Genomic DNA, 13023 nt, shown 5'->3' with positions numbered 1-13023 from the left:
TGATCCGTTCCACCGTGTTCGCCGCGACGCTCGCCGCGTGCGCCCTGCATCCGAGTGCGCACGCGCAGGAATCACCTGCGACCAATCCGCTGTATCGGGTGCCTGCCGAGCAGGCGACGCCCGCGCAGATCACGGAGATGCAGCAGCGCCTGCTGGACTGGCCACAGCTGCAGCGCTACCGCGGCGAGAACGCCGCGCTGGCACCGGTCGCGCCGGGGACGAAGCGCGTGGTGTTCTACGGCGACTCGATCACCGAGGGCTGGGGACCGACCGGCAGTGATCGTTTCTTCCCGGGCAAGCCGTACGTCAACCGCGGTATTTCCGGGCAGACCACGGCGCAGATGCTGCTGCGCTTCCAGCAGGACGTCATCGCGCTGAAACCGGCGCTGGTGGTGATCCTCGCCGGCACCAACGATATCGCCGGCAATACCGGGCCGACCACGCAGGCGATGATCGAAGACAACCTGCACGCGATGGTGGAACTGGCGCAGGCGCACAACATTCGCATCGTGCTGGCCTCGGTGCTGCCGGTCAGCGATTACCCGTGGCAACCCGGCGTGCAGCCCGCGGGCAAAGTGACGGCGCTCAATCGGGCGTTGCGTGCTTACGCGGAGGAGCAGGGTCTGGTCTATCTGGATTACCACACGGCCATGACCAACAAAGACGGCGGGCTCGACCCGGAAATGGCCGCCGATGGCGTGCATCCCACGCCGGCCGGTTACGCGAAGATGGTGCCGTTGGCCGAAGCGGCGATCGCGCGGGCGCAGGCGCGTTGACGATGAACAATCCCTACTCGGTGGCGGCACGAGCCGCGCTCCCGCCTGCCTCGCGCGGCTACGGCCTGCTGGCGGTGGGCGTGCTGAGCAGTGGCTTGACCGCGATCGTGATGACCGCCATCGGGTTCTTCGTGGTGCCGCAGTTCCAGGAGGTGTTCACCAGCTTCGGCGTGGCGCTGCCGTGGCTCACGCGCGCGCTGATCCACGGGTATGGCTGGGCCTGGATCGCGCCGATGCTGGTGCTGCTGCAGTGGTTTCGCGGTCCAGGCGGTCTGTATCGCCCCCACTTGGCGGCCGTGTTGGGCGTGCTGTCGATGCTGGCTGGCGCGCTGGTGACTGTGTTCGGGCTGTATCTGCCGATGTTCCAGATCGGTGCGGTGGTCTGACAGCCGCCTGCGGCCGGCCGGTCAAGACCGCTGAATACGGTCGGCTGGTCCGGCAATACGCGTCGGCTTGATCCAGGTCATGTGGCCGGGCTGCGCCAGGTCGACACCCTCGGCGATGATCTGCTCAGCATCAATTCGCTGATCTACCTCGGCGCCTGCCTGAGCGCGTATTGGGCGCTGCGCACCCGCCGGCGCAAGCGCAACCAGTTCCTGGAAGGCCTGGCGGATTGGCTGTTCCTGATCGGCCTGGCGGTCAGCGCGGTCGCCACCGGTTTCATCACCTGGGCCATTACTGGCACCTAGGCGGCTGCGGGCGCAGCGGCGATATGGGGCGTGCGGCGCGTGACAGCGTCCTATCGGGCGCAGACTGAATGCTTCAGTCCGGATGCGCGGTGCGGTCAGGGGCAAGCAGAACAAACCAGTAGAAATACTGGCCCCTGGATATTGCACAACCGGGCCACTCAAAACAGTATGAATCGGCCATCGCAGCATCGCAGGAGACCCACGATCATGCGCATCATCGCTGGCACGCCGTCGGCGCGTTGCTGGGCGTGTTGTTCCTGTCCAGTGGCCCCGGAGTGCTTCCCGGGTGTGCTCGCCGCTGCACACCTGCAGGAGCTGGAGCGGCTCGTCGAACACACCGCGCCGGTGCATGCCGGCGGTCTGCTGTTCCGGCAGGGCGATCCATTCCAGTACATCACGGTCATCCGCCTCGGCATGGTCAAGACGTACGCCGTCGATCGCGACGGGCGCGAGCAGACGCTCGGCTTCCATATGCCGGGGGATTTCATCGGTCTCAGCGCCATCGATGAGCAACGCTATCCCTGCAATGCGATCGCACTCGACACCGTGACCCTGTGCCGATTGCCGTTCCATGAGATTGCCGAACTGGCCACACGCATGCCATCGCTGCAGGCCAAACTGTTTCGGTTGATGAGCCGGGATATCTCGCGCGCCACGCAGCTGGCCTGCAACAGCATGGCCGACGAGCGGCTGGCCGCGTTCCTGATCGACATGGCCGACCGCATGGCGGCGCGGGGTTACGCCGCGAACCGCTGGCAGCTCACCATGTCGCGGATGGATATCGCCAGCTACCTGCGCTTGGCACCGGAGACGCTCAGCCGCTTGCTGCGTCGCTTCCAGGCCGAAGGGCTGGTGACTGTAGAGGGGCGCGATGTGGAAGTCCGCGGCCGCGACCGTCTGCAGGCAATGGCGGCCGCCGACCCCATGCGGCGGAGCGCTGCAGTCGGCGTGCAGGTCCGCAACCAGGCGGCCTAGCGCGGCATGCCGCACGGCCCTAGGCGCTCAGTCAAAGCGCCAGCGCACCCCGGCATACACACCGCGCCCATCACCCGGCGTGGAACGCGCGACATCCTTGCCCGCATCGTCGTAGCCCGGGGTCACCGTGGCGGCATAGTGGCGGTCGCTCAGGTTGCGCAGTTCCGCCCAGGCCTGCCAGCGGCCACCGGGGGCGTCGTAGCCGATGCGGGTGCCGAAGATCACGTGGCTGTCGGCGGCCATGCTGTTGGCATAGTCGACGAACATTTTCGACGCGTACTCGGTGTTCAGCCCGGCGTAGAAGCCGGCCGGGTGATCGTAGCGCAGCTCGGCCTGATAGTAGTGGCGCGGCAGGCCGGGCAGGCGGTTGCTACCGAAGCGTGCATCATCGCGGTAGCGGAAGTCGCTGAAGGTGTAGGCCTGGCGCAATGACAGCCGCCCGCCGACGCCCTGCCACAGCGCACTGTCCAGGCCGGCTTCGATGCCACGGTGCACGGTCGGGCTGGCGTTGGATTCGGCGATGAACAGGTTCGGCACCGGTTGCACTTCCACGGTGAGCAGTTCGTGGTTGAGGCGCGCGTAATAGCCGGTCAGCTCCCAGCGGCCGAGCGCGCTGTCGCCGCGCGCGCCGAGTTCCAGCGTGGTCGCGGTCTGGTTGTCCAGTTCCACCGGCGCGCGCTGGCGGCCGGTGGAGGCACCGTTGCCGGCGGCGAAGTACTGGTTCGATCCCCAGATCATCGACCACGGATGCGCCGGTTCCAGCGAGCGGCTCAGGTTGCCGAACCATTGCGTCTGCGGGGTCTGCTGCCAGGTGAAGCCCAGCCGCGGCGCGTAATCCCACTGGCGCTCGGACAGTTTCTCCGGCGTCGCCGGCCAAGTGACTTGCACATCGCGGCGGGTGTGGATCAATGCCATGCCGGTCTGCAGGCGCAGCGTGTCGCTCAGCGCCAGATCATTGCCGACGTGCAGCACGCTGTCGGTGCCGTAATGCTCAAAGTCGCGGGTGTGCGTGCCGGCCGCGTACCCGTTGCTGGCGAAGCGCAGGGTCTCGCGCACGTTGGCATCCAGATCGTGGGTCACGCGCAGTCCGATCGTGGTCACGCTGTCATGCCCGAACAGCGCGTGCCGGCGGCGGTAGTCGAGCGTGCCGTTGAGGTTGGCGTAGTCCAGCTGCTGGCGGTACAGGCTCTCGTTCAAGTCCATCGGGTACTTGTGATACACGAGGCCGGCCTGCAGCGACGCATCTTCATCGATGGTGTAGGTGGTGGTGTTGCCGATCCAGGTGCTGCCCGGCTGCGGGCGGCGCGCGTCGATCGCCAGGTTGGCCGGATTGGCAGCGCGGGGATCGTTGCGGATCTGCGCGCGGGTCAGGCGCCCCGGGGTTTCGTGATCGGTCTCGCGGTAGCGCAGGAAGAAGCGCGTCTCCAGATCCGGCGTGAGCTGCCAGCCGACGTTGGCCACCGCACCCTTGCCCTTGCCGGCGGCGTGCTGCTGATAGCCGTCGTACTCGGTGTCGGTGTAGGCGATGAAGTAATCGACCGCGTCCTGCACGCCACCCAGGCTGATCCCGCGCTTCTGGTACCCGCGTGCGCCGGCTTCGTAGTGCAGCTCCAGCCCCGGCGTATCGCGGCCGCTGCGGGTGATGTAGTTGATCGCACCGCCCAAGGCCAACGCGCCGCGCTCGAACCCGTTGGCACCGCGCAGGACCTCCACGCGGCTCAGCCACAGCGGCTCCAGCAGCTCGTACGGCGTGCCACCCGGGCCGGTCAGCGGCAGACCATCCAGCGAGACCGACAGGCCGGAGGCATGCGCACCCGGCGCCCGGTTGAGGCCCGAACCGCGGATGGAGACCTTGACGCCTTCATTGCCGGCGCTCTGCGCACTGATGCCGGGCTGGTAGGCCAGCACATCGGCGGTGCCGGCGACGCGGCCCTGGCCGACCTGCGCCAGATCCACCACGTTGCCCGCGCCGGGGACCCGGCCCAGCGCACGGCGCACCGCCTCGGTGGCATCGGCGGCGGTGACGTTCACCGCATCCAGGGTGACCGCCTGACCGGCGGGCGCGGCATGGGCGACGTTGGTGGCGGCAAGGCTGGCCAGCAAGGCAGCGGCGAGCAGGGACAGGGCAGGGGCGGTGGAGCGATTCGGGAGGGCAGTCATTCGTGCGCGGTATCAGTGCGGACAGCGCCCACGTCGCCGCGGCACCCTGTCAACTTCATGTGGGGCGCGCAAGTTAACAGGATGTTGCGGGTTCGTCACCTTTGTAGGGCGTATGGCGCGTAGCTACCGCGGCGCCGCCAGAGCTTTCGACTTGGCGTACAGCCGTTCGGCCTGCTTCAGGTCACCCAGCGCGGAGTAGGTCTCCGGCAAGCTGTCCCAGGCATTGGGCGAGCGTGGGAACAGCGTGGTGTTGAGGGTGAAGATGTGCACGGCGGTGGCGTGGCCCAGGTTCTCGGCCACCGCGTCGCCCACGCGGTTGATGTCCTGCTCCAGCATCGGCTGATCACCGCGCCCGGTAGTGATGAGCCACTGTTTCAACGCGGTTGTGCGTGCGGCCGTCGGGGGCTCCTGTGCGTAGGTGATCAGCCTTTCCGACAGGGCCTCGCGAGGGAATTGCATCGGGGCCACCACCGCCATGGTGCTGTCCACCAGCGTGCGCGACCACACATTCTTCGCACTGCCGTTGGTGAGGTAGGTGAAGCTGTAAGTGTCCCCGGCCATGCCGTCGCTGAAGGCTATCCGCGCCCGCGTGCCACCGTCATGCCCCGTCATGCGGTAGTCGCCGCTTTCCTCGAATTCCCAACCGGCGGAGAAGCCGCTGCGTCGCCCGTTGCTCAACAACTGCGGCTGCCACAGACGTTGCAGCGTGCCACGACGCACCAGCTCCCCGCGGGTCAGGGCCAGCAGGAAGCGGTCCAGATCACCGACGGTGGTATGCAGTGCGGGCATAGGATGACCAGGCGATGTCGTCTTCGCGCTGCAGGGAGCTTTGTTTGCCGATGCAGGCGATAGCGGTGTTTTCCTGCGCGGCGCCTGCCGGATTCAACGAGGTGTGCGTCAATGCCAGCGGACGCAGCACACGTTCGTGGACGATCTGCGCATAGGGTTGCTGGTACTGCACTTCCAACAGGCGGTAACGACCGGATAGTCTATCTGCGTGTACCGGTTGGCGGCGCCCGGCGTGAACTGCAGTGGCCCCCCGGCGAGTGCCTTGAACACCTCCGCCAGCGTGGCCGGGAAGCGATTGACCTCCAAGGTAATCACCTCACCTGGTGCTGGAAACACCCCGGAACGCCGGAGGCATGGTCGATGAATTGCTGGACAGAGATCGCTGCCAAGCCTCGCAGGTCTGGCAGATAGCGGCTGGCGGGTACGTCCAGCTCGACCCTGTCGCGTTTCATCGGACGCGATGTTTCGGGTCACTGAAGTCGCAAATTCATCTCCCCGCCGTGAGGTCTGCGGGTCGGGGCTAGTACGGGTCAGAGACCAATATTCTTGCTCGATCTTCGCCAAATGATTCGCACGACGAAATCTCAGAAATGAGCTTTCTATAAAGAACGGAGGTGAGCTCAAAGGACTGCTCAATAGTGCTAATCTTGTAATCGCTGCATGATGACTTAATTACACCGAACATGATGCTGTCGAGATAATCATGACCATTCTCGATTAGCGTTCCGACATATGAAGGTGTTTGACTTGTGTGAACAATCAGATTGCGAGCCCTGTAAAGTCTCCGCATCTGCCACTTAACCTTCTTTTCGTGTCGATCCAGTCTGCTCTTAACGTTGATAGGGTTTGATAATTCCGTCGAAATGCAAAATATGCGGTATCGGAGAAGGTGAAAGTCCCCTAGCTTTGCGTAGAGCTGGTCTCGCAGATCTTGGGCTGCTGGATCAAAAAGGAAAATGGATAGCCTGACGATCAGTGGAGTCCCCTTCTCTACGTTGATTTTGTTGAGAATTCTTCGCGTTCTCCACTTATCCCACATCAACAGGTCGAAAAGAAGTCTGTCAATAATTCTTTTTATGTATGTTATTCCAATGAAAGGTATGGCTGCGTTGATTACTTGCTTTATTTTTGAGCCGCTGTCAACGTGTGAGGGGATAAGGGTCTCAATGGCAGTCCAAAGGTTTACAAGCTGATTCTCAGAAATATTCTGAGATATACAAGTTCCATGCAGATCCGCAACTCTGTTGAATCTCTGGAAGCTCGCCGGGTTCTGGCGAAGTGCGAGGTTCCTTATCATCTGGTTTAGCTCTTTCGCGGCACGGTCTTCGCGAAAATCGAAAGCCTTTTCCATTGGATTTCGCAATTCGTCGCAGCGTGCCGGGGCAAAAGCGCAGCAGGCCCATTCAATTACTGCGCTGGAGCTCCATGTGATCTGCTTTCTATGGTGAAAGAGTGCCAATAGATCGCTAAGTAAATCAAGTCTACGGAAAGCGACTGATCTTGCCGTATAAGGATCGCGACATTCGATGCCGTCAATCTTCACTAAAACTTCATTCGCCTGAGCCGGAGTTTCTAAAAGCATTTGCTTCAATTCGGCATTGAGCTTTATATTCTGATCTTGTAGGTCAACAATTGAAATCTTAAAAGAGCCGAGTGAAGTTTTTGTCTGAAGAATCAGATTGGATACTGCGGCGTAAACGCAAAAATGGTGTGTGTCTTGATTTATTATGCTGATGAATTTGGCTAGCGCATCGTTGGAGGAGATCTTTTCGCCATTTGGAGCAAAGAAAAATACATGTGTCTGCTCATGTAGCCACTGCTTGTTGACGCCATTGTTGACAAGTGAAGTGATCAGCGCGGTTGCGTGTAAGTCAATGCTCTTTTTTTTATTGCTGGTGATGGCGTCAAATAGCATCTCGCATGTTGATTCGATGTAGCGAGCGCTATTTAGAGTTCTGGATAGAATCTCTAGTCTTAGTTTTGTTGCGGAAATTGGGGTTTGATCGTTATGAAGAGTGTAATAACTAATCTCGGAGTCGAGGAGGCTCTTTGCAATAGGGTCATTCTGCAAGCTCCAAACAAGCTCCTCGATGACGTGCTGAAGGTTCGATGCCTCAATTGTCCCTTTCTCGATCTCTTTGATCAAAGAAATTGCTTCTAGGCAAAGGCTCGGTGAATTTAAGGCTGGCGGTTTATAAGTGTCTAGGGATAAATCAAATAGGAGTTCATCGATTCGTTGTGCGAAGAACAGGAGACTTGCGGTTTCTTCCGTCAACGTCCAACGACTCAAATTTCTAAGTTTCATTATCCCGCCCCTTCAGTCTTAAGAATTATTGCCAAGTATCAGCCCAGAATCCCAGGCAGATCCAGCCCCTTCTCCTTCGCGCAGTCCACCGCGATCGCATACCCCGCGTCGGCATGCCGCATCACGCCCGTGGCCGGGTCGTTCCACAGCACGCGGGCGATGCGCTTGGCCGCCGCTTCCGTACCGTCGCAGACGATGACCATGCCCGAATGCTGCGAGAAGCCCATGCCGACGCCGCCGCCATGGTGCAGCGAGACCCAGGTGGCACCACTGGCGGTGTTGAGCAGGGCGTTGAGCAGCGGCCAGTCGGAAACGGCATCGGAGCCGTCCTGCATGGCCTCGGTCTCGCGGTTCGGCGAGGCGACACTGCCCGAATCCAGATGATCGCGCCCGATCACCACCGGCGCCTTCAGCTCGCCATTGGCGACCATCTCGTTGAAGGCCAGTCCCAGTCGATCACGATCGCCCAGGCCAACCCAGCAGATGCGCGCGGGCAGGCCCTGGAACTTGATCTTCTCGGCGGCCATGTCCAGCCAGCGGTGCAGGTGCGGGTTGTCCGGGATCAGTTCCTTGACCTTGGCGTCGGTCTTGGCGATGTCCTCCGGATCGCCGCTCAGCGCGGCCCAGCGGAACGGGCCGATGCCGCGGCAGAACAGCGGGCGGATGTAGGCGGGTACGAAGCCGGGGAAGTCGAAGGCATCTTCCACGCCTTCTTCCAGCGCCATCTGGCGCAGGTTGTTGCCGTAATCCACGGTCGGTACGCCGAGCGAGTGGAAGCCGAGCATGGCGCGGATGTGGTTGGCCATCGATTCGCGCGCGGCCGCTTCCACTTCCTTCGGCGCGGAGACGCGCTTGTCGTCCCATTCTTCCACCGTCCAGCCCTGCGGCAGGTAACCGTTGACCGGGTCGTGCGCGGAGGTCTGGTCGGTCAGCAGGTCCGGCTTCACGCCGCGGATCAGCAGCTCGTCCAGCACGTCGGCGACGTTGCCGAGCAGGCCGACCGAGAGCGGCTTCTTGGCGGTGCACGACTCTTCGATCAGGCGCAGCGCTTCGTCGAGGTCGTCGGTCCAGGTGTCCAGATACCCGGTGCGCAGGCGCATCTCGATGCTGCTCTTGCGGCATTCCACCGCCAGGCACGAGGCGCCGGCCATCACCGCGGCCAGCGGCTGCGCGCCGCCCATTCCACCGAGCCCACCGGTGAACAGCCACTTGCCGGCCAGGCTGCCGTTGTAATGCTGGCGGCCCATTTCCACGAAGGTCTCGTAGGTGCCCTGCACGATGCCCTGTGCGCCGATGTAGATCCAGCTGCCGGCGGTCATCTGGCCATACATGGCCAGGCCCTTCTTATCGAGCTCGTTGAAGTGGTCCCAGTTGGCCCACCGCGGCACCAGGTTGGAGTTGGCGATCAGCACGCGCGGGGCATCCACGTGGGTGCGGAACACGCCGACCGGCTTGCCGGACTGCACCAGCAGGGTCTGGTCATCCTCCAGCCGCTGCAGGGTCTCGATGATTTTGTCGTAGCTCTCCCAGTCGCGCGCCGCGCGGCCGATGCCGCCGTAGACCACCAGCTCCTGCGGGCGCTCGGCCACGTCCGGGTGCAGGTTGTTCATCAGCATGCGCAGCGGAGCTTCGGTCAGCCAGCTCTTGCAGGTCAGCGTGGTGCCGGTCGGGGCGAGGATGGTGCGGGTGGAATCGAGACGGGTCATGCAGCACTCCGGGACGTAGCGAAGTCGAGACAGGCATCGAGCACCTGCTGCAGCGTGGCGCGCAGCGGGGCGGCGTGATCGGGATCCAATGGCGTGGGCCAGCTGTGCTCATCCACGGCCTCGGGCTCGTGCATGTAGCCGCGGCAGGCCAGCTCCATCTGCAGCGTATGCACGCCGCCGGGGATGTCGCTGTAATGGCGGGTGATGTAGCCGCCCTTGAAGCGGCCGTTGCGCACATGGCTCATGCCGCTCATCGCGCACAGGTTGTCGACCACGTCGGTCAGCGCGTTGTCGCAGGTGGTATCGCCGTTGGTGCCGAGGTTGAACTGCGGCAGCTGGCCATCGAACAGGTGCGGGATGTGCGAGCGGATCGAGTGCGCGTCATACACCACCACGGTGCCGTGCAGGGCACGCAGGCGCGCGATCTCCGCGGCGAGGGCGTCGTGGTAGGGCGCGAACCAGGTATCGCGGCGGCGCGCGATTTCCGCTTCGTCCGGGCCGTGGCCATCGCGGTACAGCGGCTGGTTGTCGAAGGTGGTCAGCGGGCACAGGCCGGTGGTGTTCTGGCCCGGGTACAGCGAGGTGCCGCTGGGGTCGCGGTTGACGTCGATGACCGAGCGCGACACCGCGGTGCGCACCGTGGTGGCGCCCATCTGCTGCGCGAAGCCGTACAGCTCATGCACCCACCAGTCGGCGTCGCGGCGGGCCAGCCACGGCGACACGAACTGCGCGGCCAGTGCATCGGGCAGCTCGGTGCCGGTGTGCGGGAAGCTGACGATCAACGGCACATCGCCGCGGTGGATCTGCAGCCAATCCGGTGGGGTCGTCATGCCAGCGGCTCCAGCGGCGGCAGGATGTCGGCCAGCCCTTCAGCCAGCACGCCACTGCGCACCAGGTCGGTCGCGGCCACCATGTCCGGGTGGAAGTAACGGTCGTCTTCCAGCGTCGGCACCTGTGCGCGCAGGCGCTGGCGCACCGCTTCCAGCGCATCGCTGGAGCGCAGCGGGGCATGGAAATCGCAGCCCTGTGCAGCGGCGAGCAGCTCGATGCCGATCACATTGGCCGCGTTCTCGGCCATCGCCATCAGGCGGCGTGCACCGTGCGCGGCCATCGAGACGTGATCTTCCTGGTTGGCCGAGGTCGGGATCGAGTCGACGCTGGCCGGGTAGGCGCGCTGCTTGTTTTCCGAGACCAGCGCCGCGGCGGTGACCTGCGGAATCATGAAACCGGAATTCAAACCGGGCTTCGGGGTGAGGAAGGCCGGCAGCCCGGACAGGGCCGGGTCGACCAGCATCGCGGTGCGGCGCTCGCTGATCGAGCCGATCTCGCACACGGCCATCGCCAGCATGTCCGCCGCGAAAGCGACCGGCTCGGCGTGGAAATTGCCGCCGCTCAGTGCCTCATTGGTATCGGTGAACACCAGCGGATTGTCGGACACGCCGTTGGCTTCGATCGCCAGCGTGGTGGCGGCCTGGCGCATCACGTCGAACGCGGCGCCCATGACCTGCGGCTGGCAGCGCAGGCAGTACGGATCCTGCACGCGCACGTCGTTGTCGCGGTGCGATTCGCGGATCGCCGAGCCCTGCATCAGGGTGCGCAGCGCGGCGGCGGTGGCGATCTGCCCGCGCTGGCCACGGATGCTGTGGATGCGCGGATCGAACGGGGTGTCCGAGCCCTTGGCTGCTTCCACCGACAGCGCGCCGGTGACCAGCGCCGCGCGGAACACGGTATCGATCGCGAACAGACCGGCCAGTGCATAGGCGGTGGAGTACTGGGTGCCGTTGAGCAGCGCCAGGCCTTCCTTCGCGCCCAGTACCAGCGGGGCCAGGCCGACCTTGGCCAGCGCCTCGGCCGCCGGCAGGCGCTCGCCCGCCACGAAGGCTTCGCCCACGCCGATCATCACGCTGGCCAGGTGCGAGAGCGGGGCCAGATCGCCGGAGGCACCGACCGAGCCCTGGCACGGAATCACCGGAATGAAGTCGTGCTGCAGGAAGGCTTCCAGCAGGGCCAGCGTCTGCGGGCGGATCCCCGAGGCGCCCTGGGCGAGGCTGGCCAGCTTCAACGCCATCATCAGGCGCACCACGGGTGCGGGCATCGGCTCGCCGACGCCGGCGGCATGCGAAAGCACGATATTGCGCTGCAGGGTTTCCAGGTCGTCGCGCTCGATGCGCACGCTGGCCAACTTGCCGAAGCCGGTATTGATGCCGTACACCGGTGCGCCCTTGGCGACGATGTCGGCCACGGTCTGCGCGCTGCGCAGCACGGCCGCGGCCGAGGCCGGGTCCAGCCGCACCCGCGCGCCGTCATGGATCGCGCGCCATTGCGCCAGCGTGACGGCGCCGGGGTGCAGGGTCAGGGTAGTGCTCATGAAATCTCCAGACATCACTAGATTCAGACGGATTGGCCGCACATCACGCGGCCGTGCAGGGGGTTGAAACCCATGCGGTAGACGAGGTCGGCAGGCGCCTCGATGTCCCACAGGGCGAGGTTGCAGTCCAGGCCGACGGCGAGCCGGCCGATCCGGTCCTGCCGGCCAAGGGCGCGCGCCGCTTCACGGGTGAAGCCGGCGATGCACTCCGCCACGGTCATGCGGAACAGGGTGGCGGCCATGTTCATCGCCAGCAGCGGGCTGGTCAGCGGCGAGGTGCCGGGGTTGGAATCGGTGGCCAGCGCCAGTGGTACGCCGGCCGCCCGCAGGTCGGCGATCGGGGGCAGGGTGGTATCGCGGGTGAAATAGAACGCGCCCGGCAGCAGCACCGCCACGGTGCCGGCGCTGCGCATCGCGGCGATGCCGTCGGCGTCGAGGTGTTCGATATGGTCGGCCGACAGTGCGCCGTGACGTGCCGCCAGGGCGGCACCGTGCTGGTTGCTGAGCTGCTCGGCATGGATCTTGATCGCCAGCCCGTGTTGCTGCGCGGCGAGGAAGACCTGCTCGGCCTGTGCGGCGCTGAAGGCGATGTTCTCGCAGAACACGTCTACCGCCTCGGCCAGCCCGGCCGCCGAAACGGCCGGAATCATGACGTTGCAGACCTCGTCGATGTACTCCTGCGCTTCGCGGCCCGGCGGGATCGCATGCGCGCCGAGGAAGGTCGGCACGATCTCGACCGCGCGCTGGCGGCCCAGTTCGCGCGCGACGGTCAGCTGCTTGGTCTCATCGGCCAGGGTCAACCCGTAACCGGATTTGATCTCGAGCGTGGTGATGCCTTCGGCCAGCATGGCGTCCAGCCGGGGCAGGCTCGCGGCGAGCAGGTCGGCCTCGCTGGCGGCGCGGGTGGCCCGCACGGTGGAGACGATGCCGCCGCCGGCGCGGGCGATGTCGGCATAGCTCACGCCCTGCAGGCGCTGCTCGAACTCGCCGGCGCGGTTGCCGGCATAGACCAGGTGGGTGTGGCAGTCGATCAGGCCGGGGCTGATCCAGCGCCCGGCGCAGTCGATACGCTGGACCGGCTGCAGGTGATCGGCAGATCCGGCCGCACCGACATGCACGATGCGCCCATCGGTCGCGGCGATGACGCCCTCCTCGATCACGCCCAGGCCCGGGCCGTCGACGGTGATCAGGTTGGCGTGGTACCAGAGGGTGTCACAGTGCATGGCAGCAACCACATCGGTGTATATGTCTATAC

Annotated in this window: 12 protein-coding genes; 4 read left to right on the top strand and 8 right to left on the bottom strand. The window is 64.5% G+C overall.

Annotated elements, in window-relative coordinates:
* Nucleotides 1-89 precede the first annotated feature (89 nt).
* From ABE546_RS03050 to ABE546_RS03035, 4 genes are all read left to right on the top strand, one after another.
* The gene (locus ABE546_RS03050; RefSeq protein WP_346462704.1) at nucleotides 90-776 is read left to right on the top strand and encodes an SGNH/GDSL hydrolase family protein; all 687 of its coding nucleotides are present in this window, start codon (nucleotides 90-92) and stop codon (nucleotides 774-776) included.
* 2 nt (nucleotides 777-778) lie between these two features.
* On the top strand, nucleotides 779-1162 hold the full coding sequence (locus tag ABE546_RS03045; protein ID WP_313218769.1) for a hypothetical protein: 384 nt from the start codon (nucleotides 779-781) through the stop codon (nucleotides 1160-1162).
* Nucleotides 1163-1243: 81 nt separating this feature from the next.
* Complete coding sequence (locus ABE546_RS03040; protein ID WP_313210733.1) at nucleotides 1244-1465, top strand: hypothetical protein; 222 nt, start codon at nucleotides 1244-1246, stop codon at nucleotides 1463-1465.
* 207 nt (nucleotides 1466-1672) lie between these two features.
* The gene (locus ABE546_RS03035; RefSeq protein WP_346462661.1) at nucleotides 1673-2440 is read left to right on the top strand and encodes a cyclic nucleotide-binding domain-containing protein; all 768 of its coding nucleotides are present in this window, start codon (nucleotides 1673-1675) and stop codon (nucleotides 2438-2440) included.
* A 27-nt stretch (nucleotides 2441-2467) separates the two neighbouring features.
* Here the strand turns inward: ABE546_RS03035 and ABE546_RS03030 are convergent, their stop codons facing one another.
* The 8 genes from ABE546_RS03030 to hutI all read right to left on the bottom strand — a co-directional run bounded on the left by ABE546_RS03030 (nucleotide 2468) and on the right by hutI (nucleotide 12991).
* Nucleotides 2468-4600, bottom strand: a complete 2133-nt coding sequence (locus tag ABE546_RS03030; RefSeq protein WP_346462660.1) for a TonB-dependent receptor — start codon at nucleotides 4598-4600, stop codon at nucleotides 2468-2470.
* A gap of 123 nt (nucleotides 4601-4723) precedes the next feature.
* Nucleotides 4724-5389: a hypothetical protein gene (locus tag ABE546_RS03025; RefSeq protein WP_346462659.1), complete on the bottom strand. Its 666-nt coding sequence runs from the start codon at nucleotides 5387-5389 to the stop codon at nucleotides 4724-4726.
* Complete coding sequence (locus ABE546_RS03020; RefSeq protein ID WP_346462658.1) at nucleotides 5361-5567, bottom strand: hypothetical protein; 207 nt, start codon at nucleotides 5565-5567, stop codon at nucleotides 5361-5363. The genes ABE546_RS03025 and ABE546_RS03020 overlap by 29 nt, the downstream gene beginning before the upstream one ends.
* 342 nt (nucleotides 5568-5909) lie before the next feature.
* The gene (locus ABE546_RS03015) at nucleotides 5910-7694 is read right to left on the bottom strand and encodes a hypothetical protein (protein WP_346462657.1); all 1785 of its coding nucleotides are present in this window, start codon (nucleotides 7692-7694) and stop codon (nucleotides 5910-5912) included.
* A 38-nt stretch (nucleotides 7695-7732) separates the two neighbouring features.
* Nucleotides 7733-9400: a urocanate hydratase gene (gene hutU, locus ABE546_RS03010; protein WP_346462656.1), complete on the bottom strand. Its 1668-nt coding sequence runs from the start codon at nucleotides 9398-9400 to the stop codon at nucleotides 7733-7735.
* The gene (hutG, locus tag ABE546_RS03005) at nucleotides 9397-10230 is read right to left on the bottom strand and encodes an N-formylglutamate deformylase (protein WP_346462655.1); all 834 of its coding nucleotides are present in this window, start codon (nucleotides 10228-10230) and stop codon (nucleotides 9397-9399) included. The genes hutU and hutG overlap by 4 nt, the downstream gene beginning before the upstream one ends.
* Nucleotides 10227-11768, bottom strand: a complete 1542-nt coding sequence (hutH, locus tag ABE546_RS03000; protein WP_346462654.1) for a histidine ammonia-lyase — start codon at nucleotides 11766-11768, stop codon at nucleotides 10227-10229. The genes hutG and hutH overlap by 4 nt, the downstream gene beginning before the upstream one ends.
* A 23-nt stretch (nucleotides 11769-11791) precedes the next feature.
* Nucleotides 11792-12991 carry an imidazolonepropionase gene (gene hutI, locus ABE546_RS02995; RefSeq protein WP_346462653.1) on the bottom strand — a complete coding sequence of 400 codons (1200 nt, stop codon included), beginning with the start codon at nucleotides 12989-12991 and terminating at the stop codon, nucleotides 11792-11794.
* Nucleotides 12992-13023: the final 32 nt, after the last annotated feature.

The sequence above is a fragment of the Stenotrophomonas sp. TWI377 genome, assembly GCF_039674525.1.
Classification (GTDB): Bacteria; Pseudomonadota; Gammaproteobacteria; order Xanthomonadales; family Xanthomonadaceae; genus Stenotrophomonas.
Note: the sequence above shows the minus strand (reverse complement) of the source record. Positions and strands in the feature narration are given on the sequence as shown.